The sequence below is a fragment of the Methylobacterium sp. UNC378MF genome (assembly GCF_900103195.1).
Classification (GTDB): Bacteria; Pseudomonadota; Alphaproteobacteria; order Rhizobiales; family Beijerinckiaceae; genus Methylobacterium.
The window spans coordinates 89,579-112,788 of the sequence record NZ_FMWU01000016.1 but is presented as its reverse complement, the minus strand read 5'-3'; the positions used below and the strand labels follow the sequence as shown (position 1 = coordinate 112,788).

General features: G+C 67.2%; 20 protein-coding genes. 15 read left to right on the top strand and 5 right to left on the bottom strand.

Annotated features, from left to right (window positions below):
- Positions 1–25 precede the first annotated feature (25 nt).
- Entirely contained in the window at positions 26–595 is a 570-nt protein-coding gene (locus BLT59_RS17860) for a L,D-transpeptidase (protein WP_244514039.1), read from the top strand.
- A 120-nt stretch (positions 596–715) separates the two neighbouring features.
- Here the strand turns inward: BLT59_RS17860 and BLT59_RS30680 are convergent, their stop codons facing one another.
- Complete coding sequence (locus BLT59_RS30680) at positions 716–4,636, bottom strand: rhamnosyltransferase WsaF family glycosyltransferase (protein ID WP_175544049.1); 3,921 nt, start codon at positions 4,634–4,636, stop codon at positions 716–718.
- Positions 4,637–5,425: 789 nt separating this feature from the next.
- On the opposite strand from BLT59_RS30680, the gene BLT59_RS17845 reads away from it, so the two are divergent.
- Together BLT59_RS17845 and BLT59_RS17840 are read left to right on the top strand one after the other, a co-directional pair.
- Complete coding sequence (locus BLT59_RS17845; RefSeq protein WP_091783114.1) at positions 5,426–5,911, top strand: SRPBCC family protein; 486 nt, start codon at positions 5,426–5,428, stop codon at positions 5,909–5,911.
- 199 nt (positions 5,912–6,110) lie between these two features.
- Entirely contained in the window at positions 6,111–6,455 is a 345-nt protein-coding gene (locus BLT59_RS17840) for a hypothetical protein (protein ID WP_091783109.1), read from the top strand.
- Positions 6,456–6,605: 150 nt separating this feature from the next.
- Here BLT59_RS17840 and BLT59_RS31350 read toward each other — a convergent pair whose 3' ends face one another.
- The gene (locus tag BLT59_RS31350) at positions 6,606–6,773 is read right to left on the bottom strand and encodes a hypothetical protein (RefSeq protein ID WP_175544046.1); all 168 of its coding nucleotides are present in this window, start codon (positions 6,771–6,773) and stop codon (positions 6,606–6,608) included.
- 165 nt (positions 6,774–6,938) lie between these two features.
- Here BLT59_RS31350 and BLT59_RS17835 point away from each other — a divergent pair, with 165 nt between their 5' ends.
- The 7 genes from BLT59_RS17835 to BLT59_RS17805 all read left to right on the top strand — a co-directional run bounded on the left by BLT59_RS17835 (position 6,939) and on the right by BLT59_RS17805 (position 12,848).
- Positions 6,939–7,124 carry a hypothetical protein gene (locus BLT59_RS17835; RefSeq protein ID WP_091783106.1) on the top strand — a complete coding sequence of 62 codons (186 nt, stop codon included), beginning with the start codon at positions 6,939–6,941 and terminating at the stop codon, positions 7,122–7,124.
- A gap of 526 nt (positions 7,125–7,650) precedes the next feature.
- Entirely contained in the window at positions 7,651–8,688 is a 1,038-nt protein-coding gene (locus BLT59_RS17830) for a sulfate ABC transporter substrate-binding protein (RefSeq protein WP_091783103.1), read from the top strand.
- 10 nt (positions 8,689–8,698) lie between these two features.
- The gene (gene cysT, locus BLT59_RS17825; RefSeq protein ID WP_091783100.1) at positions 8,699–9,553 is read left to right on the top strand and encodes a sulfate ABC transporter permease subunit CysT; all 855 of its coding nucleotides are present in this window, start codon (positions 8,699–8,701) and stop codon (positions 9,551–9,553) included.
- Positions 9,546–10,427, top strand: a complete 882-nt coding sequence (cysW, locus tag BLT59_RS17820) for a sulfate ABC transporter permease subunit CysW (RefSeq protein ID WP_091783096.1) — start codon at positions 9,546–9,548, stop codon at positions 10,425–10,427. The genes cysT and cysW overlap by 8 nt, the downstream gene beginning before the upstream one ends.
- A 28-nt stretch (positions 10,428–10,455) precedes the next feature.
- On the top strand, positions 10,456–11,481 hold the full coding sequence (locus tag BLT59_RS17815) for a sulfate ABC transporter ATP-binding protein (protein WP_091783273.1): 1,026 nt from the start codon (positions 10,456–10,458) through the stop codon (positions 11,479–11,481).
- 39 nt (positions 11,482–11,520) lie between these two features.
- Positions 11,521–12,570 carry a cysteine synthase A gene (locus BLT59_RS17810; RefSeq protein ID WP_091783093.1) on the top strand — a complete coding sequence of 350 codons (1,050 nt, stop codon included), beginning with the start codon at positions 11,521–11,523 and terminating at the stop codon, positions 12,568–12,570.
- Between the two features lie 122 nt (positions 12,571–12,692).
- A complete protein-coding gene (locus tag BLT59_RS17805; RefSeq protein WP_007563230.1) occupies positions 12,693–12,848 on the top strand; it encodes a hypothetical protein in 156 nt (51 codons plus the stop codon).
- A 100-nt stretch (positions 12,849–12,948) separates the two neighbouring features.
- On the opposite strand, the gene BLT59_RS17800 is transcribed toward BLT59_RS17805, so the two are convergent.
- Positions 12,949–14,412, bottom strand: a complete 1,464-nt coding sequence (locus tag BLT59_RS17800) for a serine protease family protein (RefSeq protein WP_091783090.1) — start codon at positions 14,410–14,412, stop codon at positions 12,949–12,951.
- A 192-nt stretch (positions 14,413–14,604) separates the two neighbouring features.
- Between BLT59_RS17800 and BLT59_RS31345 the strand changes: the two genes are divergently transcribed.
- Positions 14,605–14,781: a hypothetical protein gene (locus BLT59_RS31345; protein ID WP_175544048.1), complete on the top strand. Its 177-nt coding sequence runs from the start codon at positions 14,605–14,607 to the stop codon at positions 14,779–14,781.
- Positions 14,782–14,971: 190 nt separating this feature from the next.
- Here the strand turns inward: BLT59_RS31345 and BLT59_RS17790 are convergent, their stop codons facing one another.
- Together BLT59_RS17790 and ccrA are read right to left on the bottom strand one after the other, a co-directional pair.
- Positions 14,972–15,271, bottom strand: a complete 300-nt coding sequence (locus BLT59_RS17790) for an alkylphosphonate utilization protein (protein WP_091783271.1) — start codon at positions 15,269–15,271, stop codon at positions 14,972–14,974.
- Between the two features lie 170 nt (positions 15,272–15,441).
- Complete coding sequence (gene ccrA / locus BLT59_RS17785; protein WP_043347875.1) at positions 15,442–16,728, bottom strand: crotonyl-CoA carboxylase/reductase; 1,287 nt, start codon at positions 16,726–16,728, stop codon at positions 15,442–15,444.
- Positions 16,729–17,340: 612 nt separating this feature from the next.
- On the opposite strand from ccrA, the gene BLT59_RS17780 reads away from it, so the two are divergent.
- The 4 genes from BLT59_RS17780 to BLT59_RS17765 all read left to right on the top strand — a co-directional run bounded on the left by BLT59_RS17780 (position 17,341) and on the right by BLT59_RS17765 (position 23,204).
- Positions 17,341–19,383: a protein meaA gene (locus tag BLT59_RS17780; RefSeq protein WP_091783084.1), complete on the top strand. Its 2,043-nt coding sequence runs from the start codon at positions 17,341–17,343 to the stop codon at positions 19,381–19,383.
- Between the two features lie 112 nt (positions 19,384–19,495).
- A complete protein-coding gene (locus tag BLT59_RS17775; RefSeq protein WP_091783081.1) occupies positions 19,496–21,181 on the top strand; it encodes a methyl-accepting chemotaxis protein in 1,686 nt (561 codons plus the stop codon).
- Positions 21,182–21,225: 44 nt separating this feature from the next.
- Positions 21,226–22,287 carry an MraY family glycosyltransferase gene (locus BLT59_RS17770; protein WP_091783077.1) on the top strand — a complete coding sequence of 354 codons (1,062 nt, stop codon included), beginning with the start codon at positions 21,226–21,228 and terminating at the stop codon, positions 22,285–22,287.
- The gene (locus BLT59_RS17765) at positions 22,284–23,204 is read left to right on the top strand and encodes an NAD-dependent epimerase/dehydratase family protein (RefSeq protein WP_091783074.1); all 921 of its coding nucleotides are present in this window, start codon (positions 22,284–22,286) and stop codon (positions 23,202–23,204) included. The genes BLT59_RS17770 and BLT59_RS17765 overlap by 4 nt, the downstream gene beginning before the upstream one ends.
- Positions 23,205–23,210 lie beyond the last annotated feature (6 nt).

Sequence of the window (23,210 nt, the reverse complement as noted above, 5' to 3'; positions counted from 1 at the left end):
GCGGTGTCTCGAGCCGGGGTCGTTCATGCGTATCGGTCTGATCTCCGTCCTGTCCGGTCTTCTCCTGTGGGCAGCAATTCCGGGCACGGCCAACGCGGACGTGCTCGTCGCTGTCGACAAGACCACCCAGCGCATGGAGGTCACGGTCGACGGGCAGCCCCGCTATTCGTGGCCCGTCTCGACCGGTGTCGCGAGCTACGACACCCCGTCCGGCTCCTACCGACCGTTCCGGATGGAGCGCACGCATTTCTCGAAGGAATGGGACGATGCGCCGATGCCCTTCGCGATGTTCTTCACGAACCAGGGCCACGCCATCCACGGGACCAACCACGTCCGCAGCCTCGGACGGGCGGCCTCGCATGGCTGCGTGCGCCTCTCGGTCCGCAACGCCGCCACGCTGTTCAACCTCGTGAAGAGCCAGGGGATGGGCCGAACCCGCGTGGTGATCGAGGGCGCGGACGTCCCGATGGCCGATCGCGGCCGGCGCGGTCCACGCGTCGCCCGGAGCCGCAGCCCTTACGGGTCGGACGATCTGCTGGCGGATAGCGACCAGATGGGCCGCCAAGTCGGGTTCCCGATCGACGACGCGTGGTAGCGGACTTACGCCGGACCCATCGACCGCCTGATCGTTGGTCCGTCGTCGCGCGTTGTCCGTAACGCAGAGAAGTCCAGCCGTTCTACGTGCAATCGGCCAGGAGGCGGACGCACGACGACATCACAGCTGCATCTGGCGTGTGCAGAACCACCGCGTGGCGGCGTTATCGTCGATGGGAGCAATGTGCGGAGCGCTGCGATAGGCCGGGCTCGGCTTGTGTTGAATAAAGGCCTCACCCAGTATCTGTGAAACGATGTGGTTCGCAATGGTCTCGCTTTCCCAGGCGAGGCTTCTTCCGGACGCGAAGTTTCTCGCCTTTTCCCGTCGACGCCCGAGTTCGGAGCTATCAGCCCGCAGGAGCGTCACCACCGCATCCGCAATGGATTCCGCCGACTGATAGGCTAGGAGGGCAGAATCGTCGACATAATCGAAGAGGTTGTTGTTTCGATAGAGATCAACAGGGAGACAGCCGGCAGCCATCATCTCGAAGGGAATGCGCGAGGGATTTGACATGCTCAGACACAAGCCCACTTCGCATGTATTGTACAGGCGGTTCAATTCTTTCAGATCATTAATCAGGCCGAGGTTCTCGACCCGAAAACCCGGATTGATTCGGGCATCACTACCGAACATATAAATTTTTGCGTCGGGAACCGCCTTGCTCACAATCGTCAAGGCGTCCAACGTCACCTGCGGCAGACGACGCCATTTGTCAGGTTGATACAGGAAGCAGACCGCCTTTTCCCGGACCGCAGAGGCATCAATGCGATAGATATCGGTATCGACACCGAGGCCCGCAGGGACAGTCTGGCTGGAATATTCCTGATATAAGCGGTGGGAGAGCCAATTTCCGACGGTATAATGACGAAGACCGTACTGATAACTATTTTCAGCTATCAGATAGCGGTCGCTCACGGGATTGAACAAGCTCTCAAGGTCCTGGACAAGATAACCCTTATGCCTGGCATGCGGCAACTCGGCGACAAATTTTGCAGAATGCGCGACCGTCGCCAAAGCGAAATCCGCACGGACGTGACCGTGCCATTGGGAATGGAGATGCGCTGTCGTTCCATCCAGCCATTCCTCGATAAGTGCCAAACCGTCTCCCGTGCCGTCGGCAAAGCACTGAATATTCAGGCCGAACTGTGCCAGCGATCGAACCACATTGAAGATCGTTCGGTGTCCGCCCGAGCCTGCGAGCGGCGGCGGGCAGTAGACGCTGACGCTCTGTCCCCGCAGGGCTACGGTTCGCGGGGTACGAGCCATGTAGAAGCTGGACGGCAGGGACAAGCGGCGGCGTGCATCGGCCTCATCCCATAGGCGAGCCAGTCTCGAGGTAGCGAACAAGCCGTTTTTCCAACGCGATCCGGACGCGACTGCACTGACTGTCTGATAAACTTCCGATGAACCAAGCGCGTTGATCGGAATGTCATCGCGCAACTGCTCCAAAGCCAAGCCCAAATCCTGAACTTGGCCGGCACCGAAGGACTCGTTATGCTTCAGTTCGAAGAACGCGTCAGCGAGCTCAGTGGGCGGTTGCGCACACAGAGACGCGGCTGTCGACTGCGCGAGGTTCAGAAGGTCCTTCGACGTCAGTCCATGCAACTTGATATACTTGCAAATGATTTCTGCACAGCTGAGCATTCCCTCCTGCATATGCGAGACATATTCAGCAACAATCCGCTCTTCTCCGGGCTCGACGCGGCGCCTTGGAGTGCAGATCCCGCCCTCGTCATCGTATTCCAGCACCGATCCGCCTAACGTATTATAGATCATCTCGAGCGGCGCGACTTCGTCGACAATTCCTCTATGCGAGCGTCCACCGTTCTCGTCGAACAAATATCCAATCTTGTGCGAGAATTTGGGTTGTGGATTCAGGAAGCGGAACAAGCCGAGGTAATGTCCACGGATCGCCACTGATGTAAGATGCGCGAGGTTGTCCTGGATGGTTCCGCGCCATCCGACATCAACGATCATTTCGGCCGCTGCAGGCGTCTTGCCAAAATCCTGAGTCGCGAGATAATTCTTCAGCGCGCCGCCCTGTTTGCGCACTCTATTCGTAATGAGAGCGTTGAACGTTTTATCCGAAAGCAAAGCCTTGAATTTATTATCGCGCCAGGGATACTGTATCGGCTCGAACCAATCGATCGAATGACGTCGGCCGAGATTTTGCATCGCACCTTCGTCGAGACCCAGAGAAATTGAAAAATCTCGAAGCGACTGTGTGCTGTATTGACGCCACAGCCTCATCAGATCTTCCTGCTCGTTCATGCACAACGAGGCCGCGAACGTTGCGACGCGACTGACTTTCAGAAGCTCAAGCTCAGGATAGTTTACATTATAAGGGTCGTTTTGGACTATCACCTGCGCAAGCCGCCGGAAAAACGCCCCTTCGCGTGTAAAGAAGTATATACGCTTGAAATCATGTACCACCGCGTCTTCGAGTACAGATAAGATAAACCCGACAGCGATCATCGCGAACTGTGCGCCGACTTGCTCGAAACGCCCGTGCTCTTTATCCGGGCGGACAAGAGAATTGGCATGCTCGCAGATCAGAGATGCGATGCGCTTCTCGTGCAGCGATAGATTTCTACTTCTGTATTTTTCAAACGCCTGAGCGAACCAGCGCGATCTTTCAAGTTCTCTGTTGTTCGTATAGAGGCGCGATAGAATACCCGCCGACCGGGGGGAAACGTGATCAGAGACCTCGTTGTCGCCGATGTGAGCCCATCGTTCAGGTATAATCCGCAAATCCTGCCTAACTACTTCAAATAGTTTTCCACTTCGCTTGGTTTGATGATAGTCGCTCGAAACATATCCGCCGAGCATATATCTTCCCACGCCGTGGAATTCGAGCAGATTCTTGACAAACTGCCGATCGGCGTAAAAATCGGATACAAATACTACTGGTGCGCACTGCTGGCGCAAGAACTGTCCGGCAGGCTGGTCCAGCCGCGTCGAGCGCTTCTCCGCCACAAGTTCGTGTTCGAGAAGCTGCTGGACGAGCGCGCTGATCGTGTCTCTATTAACGCTGGTGTCGAGTGTAAGGTTGAGCCAGTACCTGAAAGCGGCGGCCAGCTGGAATTCTCGATCTTCCCCTGAAGATGTTGCGGCTTCGGATTGGAGTCGTGCCGTGAGGAGGCGATTGACGTCCTTGAAGAACGGTTTTAGCAGGGTCATCGCGCGAAGGTATAGAAATCTGGCCGATTGCAATTTGATCTCGTCGGGATGACAATCCCGTCGAAGGATCGTGTCCCAGACATCCAGCGTAATCAGTTCGAAATTGACAATATCGGAAAACGCGTCGGCGTGGCTGCCGTCCGGAACTGCGGGCGCCAAATCTAGGAGATCCGATGCTTCGCTGTTGCCCAAGAAAATGAGGCTCAGCTCTGCTCCTGAGATGTTAGCGGCAGGTGCTTGACAGCGTGAGTGATAATCCAACTCCGACACCGCACGTTTCGGATATGACTCGACCATACTGGCGTACGCGGATGGCTTGTCGTTTGGATCCAAGTCATACTTATTGATGTACCAATCCACATCGACGTCCCGTGCGGGCAGCCTACCCTCGTTCAGTCCGCGGGTTGCAAAATGATAAAGAGGGCAAAGGCTCACGCCGGGAGCGTCCCGGTTAGTCTCGACATACCAGGAGGTCGAGAAGAAGCGGGAGGGATCCAGGCCCGCCTTCCAGCCCACCGTCAGGTAATGCAGGAAATCGGAGCCTCCTGCCGCGTCATCGCTGCTTACCGAATCGGATCTTTCTCGTTCCTGCATGTAAAAATCGGGATCAAAATAAATGGACGGTCGGCGTCCCTCGAACTGTCCGTGCATTGCAAAGTGCATGAGAGCGTATTTATCATCGCCAACGATGTCTGTATATTTATTTTTATAGTAAATAGGATCAAATAACTTACATGACACCAATTTATCGACCTCGATGCCGCGAAATATTTGATTTTCTCGCCTCGAGGCCGCCGAATCTGAGCGCCCATCCGTGATGCGGGACAATGTCTCGATCAGACGTCGCGCAGTGCGTCTCATTTCGGACGGAACGGATCCCCGAGCTAACCGCTTCCCTCGATGTCGACTCCACCCTCCCCCGCCGATTAGGTTCGGAAGCAATATTGTCGCTTGTCTTAGCTTTGAACGCACTGTTTACATCCTGCCTGGGTCACACTCTGCCGCACGTCGCGATCAAGGGCTGTCTTCACTAGTTCTCTGGCAGATCTGATAAAAGACACTCTGCCGACTCGAACATAGTTCAAGGCGAAACAAAATGTGACATAAGGTTGTTTCTGCGCGTCAATAGACATATTTTACCAATACACTTACAACTACGCGGCGAAACATCTAAAACCGTTGTGGATCCGCAGAATCATCCTGCCGAGATCTAGCCAAATAAGCAACCTATGTCCAGATGAAGACAATTACGTGAATGTCCAAAATATAGTTTGCAATTTATATTTATAGTTCGCAGTAATATTTTGAGCGCTCAAGAGTCATTCCGCGATAGACAGCGAATCTATTGAACATCGTGGTCAAAGGGTGCGTTGCCTGTGCATCTCTCACGTCGAGGATTTGCAGTCCGTGAGATGCCCGCCATCCGCACCGGCAGGAATATTTGAGCTGATACTGCTTGCATTCGAGATTCGATTGGTTTCGATCGACAAGTGCGACAAGCGCAGCGGCGCTGGGCTCACTTCGGTGGTCGCTGCATCGCTTCAGCGTCGAGACCTATTGCCGAACGAGTGACTTCGGCCTAGCTCCTGCGCGGCCATCAGAGCCTGCGCGGTCCCTGCCGCGACCTGAGACGGACGGAGACACCCCAAGATGCCTTTCGCTTTCTGCCGGTCCCTTCCCCTTGCCGCCCTGGCGCTCGCCGCGGCCACCGTGCCCGGCTACGCCGTGGAAGTGACGCGCTCGGCCGACATCGCCGCCCCGCCGGCCAAGGTGTGGCAGACCATCGGCGAGTTCTGCGGCATCGGCGACTGGCATCCCGCCATCGAGAAATGCGCCCTGTCCGACAAGGACGGCATGAAGGTCCGCACCCTCAGCCTGAAGGGCGGCGGCACCATCAAGGAGGAGCAGGTCTCCCGCGACGACAAGGTGATGAGCTACACCTACACGATCCTGGAGAGCCCGCTGCCGGTCTCGGACTACAAGTCGACCCTCTCGGTCGCCCCGGCCGGCTCAGGCTCGAAGGTGACCTGGACCGGGACCTTCAACGCCAAGGGCGCGCCGGACACGGTCGCCACCGACGCGATCCAGGGCATCTACGATTCCGGCCTGAAGGCGCTGGCCGACAAGGCGAAGTAGGCGTCGTCACGATTCGGAGCGCGCTGCCGAGGCCCAACGCAGGCGGCGCGCTCCAAACCACTCTGACGACAGCGGAATTTCACGGCTCCGGCCTTCGCCGTCCCGCGTCCCACACCCCTGCGGCATGTGACCGGAGCGATTGACCCACTGCCAAGCTCGGCACAAAACCTCGGCGGCGCAGCCCCTGCGCCCCAACAGGATGATCGCCGTGCCCGCGTCCCGTCTTCCGATGCGTCTCAGCCTCGCCGCCCTTGCCGCCGCCGCACTGGGCGCCTGCCAGCAGCGCGCCACGCCCGCGGTCATGGAACCTTCGCCGATCGTCCCGGCGCCTCTGGCCCTGCCCACGGGCAGTGGCTGCGGCCCGGAGATCGCGCGCACCAAGGCGATCGTCGACAGCGACGTGGCGACCGGCAATCTCAACAAGCCGGTGGGCGACCGGTTCAGCGCCGACCTCGCCCAAGCCGCAGCAGAATGCGCGGCCGGCAAATCGGGCGAGGCCCTGCACCTGCTCGCCGCCGCCAAGAGCCGGTACGGGTATCGCTGAGCGGGCAGAGCGGCCGATCCCGATCCGGGATGAGCGGGATCGGCACCATCTGCGCGGCGAGGTGAAGCGTTCGGCTCTCCAAGCGACGCCGGTCCGCACCCGGCATCCCGGGATGCCGGGTGCGGCGCTGAACCGAGATGCGGAGACCGATTAGATCACGAACAGCACCTGACTCCAGCCGTCCTGGGCACTGCGCGACTTGTCGCCCATCGCGTCGATGCCCTTGATCTCGCCGGGCTTCGTCTGCGCGACGCAGGGCGCGCCCGCCGTCACCGTCCCGAGGACCACCAACATCATCAAGGGAATTGAGCGGGACACAGGGCGGCTCCGAGCTGTGGAGGGGGGATGCGCCGGCAACGTGCCCTTCGCCGCGCCAGTTCCGATCTGCGACACCGCTCCGGCGCCGGGTTGAGACGGGACGGTGACGGCTCCTTAACCAAACCTTGCAACCGTACATCCAGGCCGGTGCGAGGATCTCCCGTCATGTCGAAGCCGCATCCAGAGCGCGTCTGCGAGACGGAACGGTCCACCGAGGCGGCACCGCTGAGCCCCAATATCCGTCGTCATCTCGGTCAGCATCTGCGCACGCTGTTCACGGACGCCCTCTCGGCACCCGTCGATCCGCGGCTCGAAGCCCTGATCGCCCGGCTCAACAAGCCGAAGCGCTGAGCGACCGCGCATCGCGCCGCGGGACAGATCTCAGTGCCGCGCGGCGTCCGACAGGTGGCCGCGACGGGAGCGAAGTTCATCCTGGCCCGCAGAGCGGGCTTCGCTCCGGCCCGCTGAGGCCCGGCACCGCACGCGTGATGCCGCCGCCCTGAACCCGACGCCCGGCCCCGCGTCACCCGCATCCAACGTAGGTAGCGCGTCATGAAGTCCGCGCTCGGCGCTCCCGCGCGACGGACGGCAGCTTCTTATGTGCGCTGACGCACACGAGATCGTTCGTTCTACAAAACCAGCCGCGCGGCCGATATTCTTCCCCGACGCCTCGTTTTCGGAGAAGATCCATACCTTCTGACCGGCTAATGCTCTGAAGACGCTTGCCTTATCGGGGCGTTCGGTGATGTTGCCGGCGGGGCGGGATCACGCTCCCGCGCGGTCCCGGCTTGACTTCGTTCGATAAAAAGAACGATTGGCCTGTTATCGGGGGCGAGCCGTCCCTGGGTCGCAGGCGCCAGGCTGGGAATCGGACGCGATGAAGAACGCTTCAGGTCGGGAGTGGGTGGCTCGGGCCATCGGTCTTTCCCTTCTGGCCGGCGCAGGCCTGTGGGCCTGCGCGCTGCCGGCCGTGGCCGAGACCGCGCTCCTCAACGTCTCGTACGATCCGACCCGCGAACTCTATCGGGAGATCAACGCCGCCTTCGCGGAGGCGTGGAAGGCCAAGACCGGCGAGGCCATCACGGTTCGCGCCTCGCATGGCGGCTCCGGCGCGCAGGCGCGGACGGTGATCGACGGCGTCGACGCCGACGTCGTGACCCTTGGCATCCCGTCCGACATCGATGCGATCGCCAAGCTCACCCACAAGGTCCCGGAGGATTGGCGCAGCAAGCTGCCGAACCAGGCGACGCCCTACACGTCGACGGTGGTGTTCCTCGTCCGCAAGGGCAACCCGAAGGGCATCAAGGACTGGGCCGACCTCACCAAATCCGACGTGAAGGTGATCACCCCGAACCCGAAGACCTCGGCGGGCGGACGCTGGAACTTCCTGGCCGCCTGGGGCTACGCCTACGGCCAGGACAAGGACGCCGCCAAGGCCGACGCCTTCGTCGGTCAGATCTACAAGAACGTGCCGGTGCTCGATACCGGCGCCCGCGGCTCCACCGTGACCTTCGCGCAGCGCGGCCTCGGCGACGTGCTGCCGACTTGGGAGAACGAGGCCTATCTCGTCCTCCAGGAATTCGGCGCCGACAAGTTCGACATCGTCTCGCCGCCGACTTCGATCTATGCCGAGCCGCCGGTGGCCCTCGTTGCGGCCAACGCCGAGCGCAAGGGAACGACGAAGGCCGCGCAGGCCTATCTCGACTTCCTCTACACCGACCGCGCCCAGGCGATCTTCGCCAAGCATCATTACCGCCCGATCCGCCGGGAAGCGGCCGCTCAGGCCGACCTCGCGCAGCTCCCGGACATCAAGCTGTTCAAGATCGAGGACCTGCAAGGCTCCTGGGACGAGATCCAGAAGCGGAACTTCGACGCCGGCGGCTTGTTCGATCGTTTGAGCCGGGCCGGCCGCTGAGGCGGGAACCATGGTCGAAACGCCCCGCCTCCGACGGACCTTCCGACGGCCGAGCGTGATCCCGGGCTTCGGGATCAGCTTCGGCTACACGCTGACCTGCCTCGGGCTGATCGTCCTGCTGCCGCTGGCCGGGCTGGTGGTGAAGGCCTCGGGGCTCGGCCTGTCGGGCATCTGGGAGGTCGCCACCGATCCGCGGGTGGCGAGCGCCCTGCGGATCAGCTTCGGCGTCTCGGCCGTCGCGGCGCTCGTGGCCTCCCTGTTCGGCTTCCTCGTGGCCTGGGTGCTGACCCGCTACCGATTCCCGGGCCGCAAGCTCGTCGATGCCGCGGTCGACCTGCCCTTCGCGTTGCCGACCGCGGTCGCCGGCATCGCGCTGGCCGCGCTCTATGCGCCGGACGGGCTGCTGGGCGCCCCGCTCGCGCGGCTCGGCATCCAGGCGGCCTACACGCCGGTGGGCATCTTCATCGCCATGGTGTTCATCGGGCTGCCCTTCGCGGTGCGGACCGTGCAGCCGCTGATCGCCGAGATCGACAAGGAGATCGAGGAGGCCTCCGCCACCCTCGGCGCGACGCGCCTCGTCACCCTCACCAGGGTGGTGCTGCCGCCGCTGATCCCGGCGGTGCTCACCGGCTTCGCGCTCGCCTTCGCCCGGGGCGTCGGCGAGTACGGCTCGATCATCTTCATCGCCGGCAACCTGCCCTACGTGTCGGAGATCGCGCCGCTGCTCATCGTCATCAAGCTCTCGGAGTTCGATTACGGCGGCGCGGCCGCCATCGCCACGATCATGCTCGGGATCTCGTTCCTGACGCTGCTCGCCATCAACCTCATCCAGACCTGGTCACGGCGGCGGTTCGGCTATGTCTGAGGGTGTCTTCCCCGCCATCGTGCCGTCCGCCAAGCCGGCCCCGGTCGCCTCCGAAGGCGCCGCCACCCGCGTCGTCCTGATCGGCATCGCGGTGGCGTTCCTGGCGCTGTTCCTGGTTCTGCCGCTGATCGCGGTGTTCACCCAGGCCTTCTCGAAGGGGATCGGCGCCTTCCTGGACGCGTTCCGGGAGCCCGACGCCTGGAGCGCGATCCGCCTGACGCTGACGGTGGCGGCGATCGCGGTGCCGTTCAACGTCGTGTTCGGGCTGGCCGCCTCCTGGGCCATCGCCAAGTTCGAGTTCCCCGGCAAGTCGCTGCTGATCACCCTGATCGACCTGCCCTTCTCGGTCTCGCCGGTGGTCTCGGGGATGATCTACGTGCTGCTGTTCGGCTCCCAGGGGCTGTTCGGCTCCTGGCTCATCGATCACGGCATCCAGATCCTGTTCGCGCTGCCGGGCATCGTGCTGGCGACGGTGTTCGTGACCTTCCCGTTCGTCGCCCGCGAGCTGATCCCGCTGATGCAGGAGCAGGGCACCGCCGAGGAGGAGGCGGCGCTCACCCTCGGCGCCTCGGGCCTGCACGCGTTCCGGACGGTCACGCTGCCCAATATCCGCTGGGGCCTGCTCTACAGCGTGCTCCTCTGCAATGCCCGGGCGATGGGCGAATTCGGAGCGGTGTCGGTGGTGTCGGGCCACATCCGCGGCCTGACCAACACCATCCCACTTCACGTGGAGATCCTCTACAATGAGTACAATTTCGTCGCCGCATTCGCCGTCGCTTCGCTCCTCGCCGTCCTTGCCCTCATCACCCTCGTTCTCAAGTCCGTTCTCGAATGGCGCTTCGCGGGGGAGCTCGCGGCCGGCCGGGCTCACTGACGGCCCCTTGGACCGGCCCTCCACGGCGATCCGGATCGAGAACGTCTCGAAGACTTTCGACACGGCGGCGGTGCTGCACGACCTGTCCCTCGACGTGCGGGCGGGCGAGCTGATCGGGCTTCTGGGCCCCTCGGGCTCGGGCAAGACGACGCTGCTGCGGATCATCGCCGGGCTCGACGCGCCGGACCGGGGCCGGATTCTGTTCGGCGGCGACGACGCCACGAGTCTGCCCGTGCAGGAACGGGCCGTGGGCTTCGTGTTCCAGCACTACGCCCTGTTCAAGCACATGAGCGTGGCCGACAACATCGCCTACGGGCTGAACGCGCGGCGGCGCGCCGACCGGCCGGCCAAGGCCGAGATCAAGCGCCGGGTCGGCGACCTGCTCGACCTGATCCGGCTCTCCGGCTTCGGCGACCGCTACCCGTCGCAGCTCTCGGGCGGCCAGCGCCAGCGGGTGGCGCTCGCCCGGGCGCTCGCCGTCGAGCCGCGGGTGCTGCTGCTCGACGAGCCCTTCGGCGCGCTGGACGCCCAGGTCCGCAAGGACCTGCGCCGCTGGCTGCGTGAGATCCACGACCGCACCGGCCAGACCACGATCTTCGTGACCCACGACCAGGACGAGGCCCTGGAGCTGTCCGACCGCGTCGCGGTGCTCGACCGCGGCCGGCTGGAGCAGGTCGGCACGCCGGACGAGGTGCAGGAGAACCCGGCCTCCGCCACCGTGATGAAGTTCCTGGGCGATTCCGTCGAGGTGGAGGCGATCGCCGAGGGCGGCCGGGTGCTGGTCCGGGGCCGGGAGACGCCGGTGATAGCGCCCGCCAGCCTGTTCGGTCCGGTCAAGCTCTACGTGCGGCCCTGGCAGCTGCAGCTCGCCGAGCCCGAGGCGGCGCACCTGTCCGGCACGGTGCGCAGCTCGTACCGGACACAGGGCCGCCAGCGGATCGAGGTGGCGGATGCCGAGGGGCGGGTGTTGGCCGTGGAGGATTTTGACGGCGTGCGCTACGCCGCCGGGCATCCGGTGGGGCTGCGGATCAATGGCGGGCACGTGTTCGGGTGAGGCTCGCCAGCGGCCGCGCCGCATCCTAGGCTCCTGACCATGATTGTACCGAGTCGCGAACCCGCTCCCGACGTCCTGGCCGCCATCGGCAGCACCCCGCTGATCCGTCTGCGCCGCGCCTCCGAGGAGACCGGCTGCACCATCTACGGCAAGGCCGAGTTCCTGAATCCGGGGCTATCGGTGAAGGACCGTGCCGCGCTCTCCATCGTGCGGGACGCGGAGGCGAAGGGCCTGATCCGTCCGGGCGGCACCATCGTGGAGGGCACCGCCGGCAATACCGGCATCGGCCTCGCCCTGGTGGCCTCGGTGCGCGGCTACCGGACGCTGATCGTCATCCCGGTCACCCAGTCCGAGGAGAAGAAGCAGACCCTGCGGCTCGCGGGCGCCCGGCTGGTGGAGGTCCCGGCCGTGCCCTTCGCCAACCCGAACAATTACGTCCACGTGGCCCGGCGCCTTGCGGAAAAGCTCGCCGCCACCGAGCCGGCCGGCGCCTTCTTCGCCGACCAGTTCGACAACGTCGCCAACCGGCAGGCCCATGTCGACGGCACCGGCCCGGAGATCTGGGCGCAGACCGGCGGCCGGGTCGACGGCTTCGTCTGCGCGGCCGGGACCGGCGGCACGCTCGCCGGCACCGCCGAGGCCCTGCGCGCCCGCAACCCGCAGGTGAAGATCGCGCTCTCCGATCCGGAGGGCTCGGCCCTCTACGCGCATTACACCACCGGCACCCTGAAGGCCGAGGGCTCCTCGATCACCGAGGGGATCGGCCAGGGGCGCATCACCGGCAACCTCGCGGGCTTCACCCCCGATCGCGCCTTCCGCATCCCGGACCGCGAAGCCCTCGACATCGTCTTCGGGCTGATGCGGGAGGAGGGGCTGTCGCTGGGCGGCTCCTCGGGCATCAACGTCGCCGGGGCGATCCGGCTGGCCCGGGACCTCGGGCCCGGCCACACCATCGTGACCATCCTGTGCGACGGGGCGGCGCGCTACGCCTCCAAGCTGTTCAACCCGGCCTTCCTCACCGAGCGCAACCTGCCGGTGCCAGGCTGGCTCGACGCGCCGGAGGAGGCGCTGCCGGACTGGCACGCCTGAGCGCCGGGGCTGCATCCGGAATTTTCCTCACAAAAGCGTAGCTTGGCGTTGAACGGAACGGAATGTCGCAGCGTTTGAACGGTCACGCTCGCACCAGCGCGACCGTCCGGAGAACGCGACCGATGTCCCTCGTCACCATTCTACTCATCATCCTGATCATCCTGGCCTTCGGCGGCGGCGGCTTCCTCGGCGGCGGTGCGTATCGCGGTCCCGGCTTCGGCCTCGGCGGCATCCTGCTGATCGTGCTGATCGTCCTGCTGGTGACCGGCCGGCTCTGAGCCGGAGGATCGGCCTGAGCGGACGCGTCGTCCGCCCAGGCCCCTGGAGGGCGCGCAGGCCCAGGCCGAAAGGCGGCGGCCATCTCCGGCGCGCGCCCTCCTATCGGCAGGTGATCGCCACCACGGCGGGCGCGAGCGCGGCGGGTCCGACACCCGGATGCGGCGTCGCCGCGGGAAGGCCCTGGGCGGCCAGGAAGGCCGTGATCGCCCGCCCCGGCACCAGCGGCAAGCGCGCGGGCGGCACCACCCCGGCGACCCGGCGCGGTGCCGCGGGATAGCGGGCGACGATCCCGACGAGAGCACCCGACCGGTCGAGCACCGGCGCGCCGCCGGATCCCGGCTGGAGTGCCGCTATGACGTCGCCTCCCCGCGCCTCGCCCGGTGCGGCCTGGATCCCCTCCGGACCCGGCGCGAGGGCGATCAGGCTCTCCTCGGCGCCGACGGGCTCGGTCCGCGTTGCGGGCCGGAGCGGGGCAGCAGCCCCGGGCACATCCAGGAGTGCGAGACCGGCCGGATCGGTGGCGAGCACACGGGCCGGCGCAGACCCGACGCGCGGCTGGGCGCAGCCCTCCAGCACGGCGACGGCGGTCAGCACGCGCCCCGGCGCCACCGCCAGACCCGCGCCCGCCGCCGATGAGGCCGAGAGGCTCACCGGCGCCAGGGCTGCGCCCGGCGGATGGGGCGCCGGCGTGCCGGCGGCGCGGGTCGCCGGCAGAGGCGCCGGACTTGCCGGCCTCTGGGCGGCCGGCGCTGCTGCGGAATCCGGAAACGGCACGAAGGCGTTCGCCACGGCGATGACGAGCCGGTCGACCTCCGGTGCCAGGGCGCGGTCGTAGCCGAGCAGGAAGCCGCGCACGCCCTCCGGTCCCGAGGCGTAGCGGATATAGGACAGTCCCGGCCCGGTCTCGGCGGTGACCACCACGGTGTCGGGTCGTCGCAGCTTGTAGGTCACCTTGCGGCCGGGCAGCGGCGCGGTGGCCTTCTCGAACAGCGCGTCCAGGGTCTCTGTCCCGGGCGGGAAGGCGCGGGATTCCAGGGTCACCCGGCCGTCCTGGCTCTGCCAGCGGGTTCCGGAGGGCAGGGCGGTGCGCTTCGCCAGCAGGCGCTCGGGAACCCCCATCACGGCGCCGGTACCGGGATCGACCGCAACCCGGAAGCGCGCCGCATTCCGCGCCGCAGCGCCGGCGGAGAGCAGCGCTGCCCGCCCGCGCGGATCGAGGGGATCGGCGCCGCCGGCCCGGGCGCCGTAGGCGTTCAGCGCCTCGAAGGTCCGGCGCCCGAAGGCTCCCGACACCACGGCGTTGAAATCGCCGGTCCAGACCAGGGCGTCCTGGACCGCCTTGCGGTCGGCCTCCGGCAGGGCCTCGAAGGTCGCCCTCGCGGCCTCGAAGGCGGGATCGGCCGTCGGTGCCGGTCTCGGCGCGGGCCGGGCCGGCGCCGGCCGGTCCTGCGCCTGAACCGGCAGGCTGCCGAGGGCGATCAGGATCGCGAGCGAGGCCCCGCACCGGGAGCGGCCGCGCGCCGCGCCCGGACGCCGAAACCGCGACGAGTCACGCACATCCATCTCCGCCCCCGACCGTCATCGTTTCGATCCTGGCAGAGGCCGCAGCGGCAGGCCAGATCAATCCGTCCCGGGCCACCGTGCGTCCGGGGCGGCGATGCGCTACAGGGCGGATGTCCGGCCTGGGCGGCGGCCGGATCGCCGGCTCGGTCGACCGGCCACGCGATGCCGCCACGGTTCGACGCGGGGCCCGGCATGAGCGACACGAACAACACCTTCAAGAAGGCGCCCAAGCGCAAGCCCGCCAAGGGCAAGAGCATCAGCGTCTCTCCGGAGATGCGGCAGGCCTATGCCGACCTGATCCAGCAGCGCGCGGACAAGGAGGAGATCTACGGCCGCCACCTGCCGCAGGACGAGCCGCGCCGGCGGTAGCCGGTGCCGGGATGCAGCGTCGCCGCGAATCGTCTTCGCGATCGGAGCGCAGCCATCCCCTCGGCGCCACGATCGACGACGCCGCGCGCTGCACTGAGTCGCCGCGCCCGCGACGACGCCGAGCGTGCGGTCCGGCGGCGCGATCGGGACCGCACCGGCAGCCGGTGATCGTCCCGACAAGGCCGCCCGTTCAGCGCTTGCGCACGAATTCGGTGCGCAGGACGAGACCCTTGATGGTGTCGTGGCGGCAGTCGATCTCCTCCGGGTCGTCCGTGAGCCGGATCGACCGGATGACCGTGCCCTGCTTCAGGGTCTGGTTCGCGCCCTTGACCTTCAGGTCCTTGATCAGCGTGACCGAATCGCCGTCGGCCAGGACATTGCCGGCCGCGTCACGGACCGCAGCTTTCTCAGGGGGCGCGGCCGCGCGTCCGGGCGGGATCCATTCGCCCGTCGCCTCGTCGTAGACGTAAGCCTCGTCGTCGCCGTTCAAATCCATGCCCCCGATGAGGATCGGGGCCGGGTCCTGTCAGGATCTCGCAGGCCCGTCATCCGCGCGTCCCGGCACACCGAACCGGTCGCCGATTCGGCGCGGGACGCCCCGAGCTTAGCCGATCGGGCCGGTCCCGCGCGAGTGCGCAGAGCCGGCCCGGCGCGTCGGCCTTACCGCTTCAGCGGACCGGCCTCGATCACGTCCTCGACCGTGCGCAGGCCGGCACGTGGGGAATTGACGAGGCAGGCCATGTTGCCCGGCGGGTGCTGGTTCTTCCACATCTTGGTGTGGGCCTGGGGGATCTTGTCCCAGGGGAAGACCTCGCTCATGCACGGGTCGATCCGCTGATCCAGCACGAACTGGTTCGCCGCCGAGGCCTGCTTAAGATGGGCGAAGTGCGAGCCCTGGATGCGCTTCTGCCGCATCCAGACGTAGCGGGCGTCGAAGGTGATGTTGAAGCCGGTCGTGCCCGCGCAGAACACCACCATGCCGCCGCGCTTCACCACGAGGGCCGAGACCGGGAAGGTCGCCTCGCCCGGATGCTCGAACACGATGTCGACATCCTGCTTTCCGGTGATGTCCCAGATTGCCTTGCCGAACTTCCGCGCTTCCTTGGTCCAGGCGTGGAACTCAGGCGAGTTCACCTTCGGGAGCTGGCCCCAGCAATCGAAGTCCTTGCGGTTGATGACGCCCTTGGCGCCGAGGCTCATCACGTAATCGCGCTTCGACTCGTCCGAGATCACCGCGATGGCGTTGGCGCCCGACGCCGCGCAGAGCTGCACGCCGAACACGCCGAGACCGCCCGAGGCGCCCCAGATCAGCACGTTCTGGCCCGGACGGACCGTGTGCGGCGCGTGGCCGAACAGCATCCGGTAGGCGGTGGCCAGTGTCAGCGTGTAGCAGGCCGCCTCCTCCCAGGTGAGGTGCTTCGGCCGGTGCATCAGCTGGCGCGACTGCACCCGGCAGAACTGCGCGAAGGAGCCGTCGCCAGTCTCGTAGCCCCAGATCCGCTGGGTCGGCGAGAACATCGGGTCGCCCCCGTTGCACTCCTCGTCGTCGCCGTCATCCTGGTTGCAGTGGACGATGACCTCGTCGCCGACCTTCCAGCGCTTCACCTTGGCGCCGACCTTCCAGACGATGCCGGAGGCGTCGGAGCCGGCGATGTGGTACTCGCCCTTGTGCACGTCGAAGGGCGAGATCGGCTCGCCGAGACCGGCCCAGACGCCGTTGTAGTTCACGCCCGCCGCCATGACGTAGACCAGCACCTCGTCGTCGCCGATCTCCCAGACCGGCAGCACTTCGAGCTGGTGGGATTGTTCCGGGGGCCCGTGACGCTCGCGCCGGATCGCCCAGGCATACATCTTGGCCGGCACATGACCCAGCGGCGGGATTTCACCCATCTCGTAGAGGTCCTTGACCTCCCCGCCCGTCGGACTGATCGCAGCGCTCGCCGCCATCTCGCTCTCCTCTCGTCCCGCGTGTTTCTCACGGCCGCGGTTCTCCATCGCGCTATAGCGGTGATGACGGAGGCGTCCAAGTGGGCCGAAAGTCGAATCCCGATGGTTTCCGGCATGAAAAAAGCGCCGGCACAGGGCAGGCAGCCACGTATTCAAAATCGGCTTTCCGGGTGACCAAGTATTATTCGGCAGTGGCCTTGCCGGCGCCGGTCCCGAGACCTTCCGCGGAAGCGCGGCCACAGGCCTGAGCTGCTCAAGCGCGCGCGGCAAGCCTGGTCAGCTCTAAGTCGTTGTTCCGGCGTGCTGTCTCGCGCCAGACCAGCGGCCGTTCCCGCGAAGAACAGATTGGGTAGACTTTATACCAGCTCTGAGGATGCTGTTCCGGACCGGTCCGCGGACCCTCTCCGCCGGCGCCGAGCGGGGCTCGGCGGGTGCCTCGGCCGGCGACGCCCTCAAATCGCGCTGTTCCGCCGGGCAAGTTTTTTCATGGGCCAGGGGCGCCCAGGAAAGGCCTCTTGCACTTCCGTCCCGGATGACGCGTGCCCAAGCCTTCGCTACGGTGGCCGCAAGGCCGCGCCCTGCGCGGATACAAAGATGACACGGAGGCGAGGAATGGGCGCGAGCGTCGCCGAGACCAAGAGCGACAAGTCTAGCCGCGACAAGCCCTGGATCATCCGCACCTATGCGGGGCACTCGACCGCGGCGGAATCCAACAAGCTCTATCGGGGCAACCTCGCCAAGGGCCAGACCGGCCTGTCGGTGGCCTTCGACCTCCCGACCCAGACTGGCTACGACCCCGACCACGAACTCTCCCGCGGCGAGGTCGGCAAGGTCGGCGTCTCGATCGCGCATCTCGGCGACATGCGGACCCTGTTCCAGGACATCCCGCTCGCCCAGATGAACACCTCGATGACCATCAACGCCACGGCCCCGTGGCTGCTGGCGCTCTATCTCGCGGTGGCCGAGGAGCAGGGCGCGCCGATCGCCGCCCTCCAGGGCACGACCCAGAACGACATCATCAAGGAATACCTGTCGCGCGGCACCTACGTGTTCCCGCCCGCGCCGTCCCTCCGGCTCACCAAGGACGTGATCCTGTTCACGACCAAGAACGTGCCGAAGTGGAACCCGATGAACGTCTGCTCCTACCACCTGCAGGAAGCGGGGGCGACGCCGGTCCAGGAATTGTCCTACGCCCTCGCCATCGCCATCGCGGTTCTCGACACGGTGCGCGACGACCCGGAATTCGACGCGGAGAGTTTTTCTGACGTGTTCGGCCGGATTTCGTTCTTCGTGAATGCGGGTTTGCGGTTCATCACCGAGATCTGCAAGATGCGGGCGTTCGCCGAACTCTGGGACGAGATCGCCCGGGAGCGCTACGGCATCGACGACCCGAAGAAGCGCATCTTCCGCTACGGCGTGCAGGTGAACTCCCTTGGGCTCACCGAGCAGCAGCCCGAGAACAACGTCCACCGCATCCTGATCGAGATGCTGGCGGTGACGCTCTCGAAGCGCGCCCGCGCCCGGGCGGTGCAGCTGCCGGCCTGGAACGAGGCGCTCGGCCTGCCGCGGCCCTGGGACCAGCAATGGTCCATGCGGATGCAGCAGATCCTGGCCTTCGAGACCGATCTCCTGGAATACGACGACATCTTCGACGGCAGTCACGTGATCGAGGCCAAGGTCGAGGCGCTGAAGGTCGAGACCCGGGCCGAGCTGGAGCGGATCGGCGGCATCGGCGGTGCGGTCGCGGCGGTGGAGACCGGGGCGCTCAAGCGCGCGCTGGTCGAATCGAATGCCCGCCGGATCTCGGCGATCGAGGCCGGAGACCAGATCGTCGTCGGCGTGAACAAGTGGCAGCAGGGCGAGCCGTCGCCGCTCACCGCCGGGGAGGGGGCGATCTTCTCCGTCTCCGAGACCGTCGAGATGGAGGCGCAGAGCCGGATCCGGGAGTGGCGCGGCCGCCGCGACGAGAACGCCGTGGGCCAGGCCCTCGACGCCCTGGAGCAGGCGGCGCGCTCCGGCGCCAACATCATGCCGCCCTCGATCGAAGCCGCGAAGGCCGGCGTCACCACCGGCGAGTGGGGCGAGCGCCTGCGCGCGGTCTTCGGCGAGTATCGCGCGCCCACCGGCGTGACCCTGGAGACGGTCTCGGCCGGGGCCGCCGAGGAGGCCAAGCTGCTGATCGCCGATCTCGGCGAGCGGCTGGGCGAGACGCCGAAGCTCGTGGTCGGCAAGCCCGGACTCGACGGCCATTCCAACGGCGCCGAGCAGATCGCGCTCCGCGCCCGGGATGTCGGCTTCGACGTCACCTACGACGGCATCCGCCAGACGCCGGCCGAGATCGTCGCGAAGGCCAAGGAGACCGGCGCCCACGTGGTCGGCCTGTCGATCCTGTCCGGCTCCCACGTGCCGCTGGTGCGGGAGGTCCGCGCCAAGATGCGGGAGGCGGGGCTCGACCATATTCCGGTGGTGGTCGGCGGCATCATCTCGCCCGAGGACGAGCTGGTCCTCAAGAACATGGGCGTGCGCGCCGTCTACACGCCGAAGGACTACGCCATCGACCAGATCATGGTCGGGCTCGCCAAGGTCGTCGAGAAGGGTCTGGAGCGCCGGGACGGCCCGTCGAACCAGCCGCGCGCGGAGGCTCAGGTCTACTAGCGGACCGATCCTGCCCGGACGTCGGGTAATCCGGGCGGGATCCAAACAACCTTAACGTTTCTCGTACATGCATTGGCCCCGATCCCAGACACGGGATCGGGGACCAATTCCTATGCGCGCCGGTATTTCCATCGCGGCCAAGCTCGGCCTGTGTCTCGCAGCCCTGGTGGTACTGATCGCCGCGACGAGCGGCCTCTCGCTGGCCGAACTGGGCCGCATCGAATCCGCCGCCGCGCAGTTGCGCGACACGCGCATCCCGGCCACCGACGCGCTCGGCCGGATCGGCATCAACTTCATGCGCCAGCGGGTCAACGCCGTTCGATTGATCACCGCCGACACGCCCGAATTGCGCGCGGAGGTCGCGGATCAGATCGCCAAGCGCGACGCGCTGCTCGCGGCCCAGTACGCCCGGTACGAGGCCCTGCCGCTGACCCAATCCGAGCGCGAGGCCTACGCGGCCTTCCGCCAGCACGTGGCCACCTACGCCGAGCAGCAGCGGGAGGCAGTGGCCAAGGCCGAGGCGGGCGACGTCGCCGGCGGGCAGCGGATCTACAACACGACCATGTCGGCGAGCATCGGCGCCATCATGGCCGATTGGGAGAAACTCGTCGCCCTGAACAGCGACGGATCGCAGGCGAGCGGCACGCTGATCGCGCAGACCTACGACGCCGCCAAGCGGAACGTGCTGGCGCTCGCCGGCCTCGCCCTCCTGATCGCGATCGGAGCCTTCGTGCTGGTGACCCGCGGCGTCAGCGGGCCCCTCCGGAAGATCGCCGCCGTGACGCAGCGCCTCGCCGCGGGCGACGCGGAGGTGGCGATCCCGGGGCAGGAGCGCCGCGACGAGATCGGCGACCTCGCGGGCTCCGTCGTGGTTTTCCGCGACAACCTCGTCCGTTCGCGCGCCCTCGAGGCGGAGACGGCGCTGGCCCGCACCGATGCCGAGACGCAGCGCCGGGTCGCGACCCATGCCATGGCCGACGCCTTCGAGCAGGCGGTGGGCGGCATCGTCGGCGGCGTGTCGTCGGCGGCCACCGAGCTTGAGGCCACCGCCCGGTCCCTGACCGGCAGTGCGGCGGATGCAGCCGGGCAGTCCGGCACCGTCGCGGTCGCCGCCGGCGAGGCTGCCGCCAACGTCAACACCGTCGCGGCGGCCGCCGAGGAGCTGGGCTCGTCCGTGCAGGAGATCGGCCGGCAGGTCAGCGGCTCGGCGGAGCTCGCGCGGGTGGCGGTCGCGGAGGCGACCAACACGGTGGCGCTGGTGCAGGATCTGAGCGCCGCAGCCGCGAAGGTCGGCGACGTGGTGGCGCTGATCTCCGGGATCGCCGCTCAGACCAATCTGCTGGCCCTCAACGCCACGATCGAGGCCGCCCGGGCCGGCACCGCGGGACGCGGCTTCGCGGTGGTGGCGTCCGAGGTGAAGGCGCTCGCCGAGCAGACCGCCCGGGCCACCGAGGAGATCACTGGTCAGATCGGCCGGATCCAGTCCTCCACCGGGCAGGCCGCGTCGGCGATCGACGGGATCGGTCGGCGCATCCGCGAAATCGACGACGTCGCCTCGAACATCGCGGCGGCCGTGGAGCAGCAGGGCGCGGCGACCCAGGAGATCGTCCGCAACGTCGCCGAGGCGGCGGCCGGCACCGGTGCGGTGACCGGAACCATCGCGAGCCTCGCCCAGTCGGCCGAGGAGACGGGTGCGGCCGCGGCCCAGGTGCTCGGGGCCGCGAGCGAGATGTCGCGCCAGTCCGAGCATCTCGGGGCCGAGGTCGCGCGCTTCCTCGCGACGGTTCGGGCGGCGTAGCGCGCCCCCTGACGGACGGGCGGCGGATCGCGTAGGACGGCGCTATGCCGCCCGACACCCCGCCCGCCCTCCTGTCCGCCCTGTCTACCATCCTCCTCCTCGCGGTCCCCCTCGCGGCCGCGCTCTCGGCCGGACTGATCCTGCGCCTGCGCCCGCTGCTGCAGCGCTACGCCCTGGCCCGGCCGAACGCCCGCTCCAGCCACACCGTGCCGACCCCGCAGGGGGGCGGAATCGCCGTGGTGACGGCGCTGGTCACGATCTCGGGCCTGCTGATCGCGGCGCCGGAGATCGGCGGCCGGCCGGACTGGATCTGGCTCGCCGGGGGCGCCCTGGCCCTGGCACTTCTCGGCGCCGTGGACGATGTCCGGCCGCTGCCGGCTGCCCTGCGACTCGCCGTGCAGGCCATCGTGGTAGGCGTTCTGGTCTGGCACCTGGAAGGGCGCCTGCTGCCCACCCTGCCGCTCTGGCTGGAGCGCGGCCTCGCGCTGCTGGCGGCCCTGTGGTTCGTCAACCTGACGAACTTCATGGACGGGCTCGACTGGATGACGGTTGCGGAGATCGTCCCGGTTTCGGGGGCGCTCCTGCTGCTCGGCCTCGCCGGGCGCCTGCCGCCGCTGCCGACGCTGGTGGCGGCGAGCCTCCTGGGCGCGGTGCTGGGCTTCGCGCCGTTCAACCGGCCGGTCGCAAAACTCTTCCTCGGGGATGTCGGCTCGCTGCCGATCGGGCTCGTCACCGCGTGGCTGCTGTGCCAGCTGGCCCTGACGGGCGGCCTCGCCGCCGCCCTGCTGCTGCCGCTCGTCTACCTCGCGGATGCCAGCCTGACCCTCGCCGCCCGCGCGGCGCGGGGCGAGCGGGTCTGGGAGGCCCATCGCGGGCACTATTACCAGCGGGCCACCGTCAACGGGCTCGGCGTCCCCGGCGTGGTGGGCCGTGTGTTCGCGGCCAATCTCGCTCTGGCTTCGCTCGCGGCCGCGACCTTGCTTTGGCCGTCCCGGCCGGTCACGCTCGCCGCGTCGGCGGCCGGGCTCGCCCTGGTCGCCGCCCTGCTCCGCCGCTTCGCCCGCGCCCCGGCGCCGGCTCCAGCCGAAGGTGCCGCCCAGCCGTGACCGGACTCATCGCGCTCACCGGGGCGACCGGCTTCATCGGCCGCCACCTGCTCGCCGACCTCACCGCGCGCGGCTACCGGGTCCGCGTGCTGCTGCGCCGGCCCACGACCGTGCCGGAGGGCGCCGCGAGCGCGGTCGTCGGCGACCTGACCCGCCCGATCAACATGGCGGCGGCCCTCAGCGGCGTCGACGCGATCGTGCACTCGGCCGGGCTCGCCCATGCCATGTCGGGCGCCCCGGAGGACGACTATCGCACGCTCAACACCGAGGCGACGCGCAGGCTCGCCGAAGCCGCGGTGCGCGCGAAGGTGCGCCGCTTCGTGTTCCTGTCGTCGATCCGCGCGCAGGTGGGGGCGAGCGCGCCGGGCGTGATCGGGGAGGGCGATCCGCCCCGGCCCACCGACGCCTACGGCCGCTCCAAGCTGGAGGCCGAGCGGGCGCTCGCCGAGACAGGCCTTGACTGGGTCGCGCTGCGGCCGGTCCTCGTCTACGGGGCCGGCGTGAAGGGCAACATGGCCGCGCTCCTGCGGCTGGCGCGCAGCCCCTACCCGCTGCCCCTGGGCGGCCTCGCGGCGCGGCGCTCCCTGATCTCGCTGGAGAGCCTGTCGGGCGCCGTGCACGCAGTGCTGGCGGCGCCGGCCCCCCTGAACTGCGCCCTCGTCGCGGCCGACCCGGACCCGCTCAGCCTGCCCGAGATGATCACGTCGCTGCGCCAGGGTCTCGGCCGCGGCCCGGGCCTCGTCCCGGTCCCGGCCGGGCTCATCCGGCTGGCCTGCCGGATGACCGGCCGGGATGCGCAGTTCGCCCGCGTCGCCGAAGGGCTCGTCGCCCGCGCCGAGGGGCTCGTGGCCCTCGGCTGGCGGCCGGCCGGGTCGACACGCGACGGGCTCGCCCGGCTGGCTCGCGATGGCGGTTGACGGTCC

Coding starts and splice junctions, on each gene's coding strand:
- BLT59_RS17810 (WP_091783093.1), top strand. CDS start 11,521: ATGATTGTACCGAGTCGCGAACCCGCTCCCGACGTCCTGGCCGCCATC.
- ccrA (WP_043347875.1), bottom strand. CDS start 16,728: ATGGCGGCGAGCGCTGCGATCAGTCCGACGGGCGGGGAGGTCAAGGAC.
- BLT59_RS17835 (WP_091783106.1), top strand. CDS start 6,939: ATGTCGAAGCCGCATCCAGAGCGCGTCTGCGAGACGGAACGGTCCACC.
- BLT59_RS17780 (WP_091783084.1), top strand. CDS start 17,341: ATGGGCGCGAGCGTCGCCGAGACCAAGAGCGACAAGTCTAGCCGCGAC.
- BLT59_RS17860 (WP_244514039.1), top strand. CDS start 26: ATGCGTATCGGTCTGATCTCCGTCCTGTCCGGTCTTCTCCTGTGGGCA.
- BLT59_RS30680 (WP_175544049.1), bottom strand. CDS start 4,636: ATGAGACGCACTGCGCGACGTCTGATCGAGACATTGTCCCGCATCACG.
- BLT59_RS17775 (WP_091783081.1), top strand. CDS start 19,496: ATGCGCGCCGGTATTTCCATCGCGGCCAAGCTCGGCCTGTGTCTCGCA.
- cysT (WP_091783100.1), top strand. CDS start 8,699: ATGGTCGAAACGCCCCGCCTCCGACGGACCTTCCGACGGCCGAGCGTG.
- cysW (WP_091783096.1), top strand. CDS start 9,546: ATGTCTGAGGGTGTCTTCCCCGCCATCGTGCCGTCCGCCAAGCCGGCC.
- BLT59_RS31345 (WP_175544048.1), top strand. CDS start 14,605: ATGAGCGACACGAACAACACCTTCAAGAAGGCGCCCAAGCGCAAGCCC.
- BLT59_RS17845 (WP_091783114.1), top strand. CDS start 5,426: ATGCCTTTCGCTTTCTGCCGGTCCCTTCCCCTTGCCGCCCTGGCGCTC.
- BLT59_RS17800 (WP_091783090.1), bottom strand. CDS start 14,412: ATGGATGTGCGTGACTCGTCGCGGTTTCGGCGTCCGGGCGCGGCGCGC.
- BLT59_RS17830 (WP_091783103.1), top strand. CDS start 7,651: ATGAAGAACGCTTCAGGTCGGGAGTGGGTGGCTCGGGCCATCGGTCTT.
- BLT59_RS17770 (WP_091783077.1), top strand. CDS start 21,226: ATGCCGCCCGACACCCCGCCCGCCCTCCTGTCCGCCCTGTCTACCATC.
- BLT59_RS17840 (WP_091783109.1), top strand. CDS start 6,111: ATGATCGCCGTGCCCGCGTCCCGTCTTCCGATGCGTCTCAGCCTCGCC.
- BLT59_RS17805 (WP_007563230.1), top strand. CDS start 12,693: ATGTCCCTCGTCACCATTCTACTCATCATCCTGATCATCCTGGCCTTC.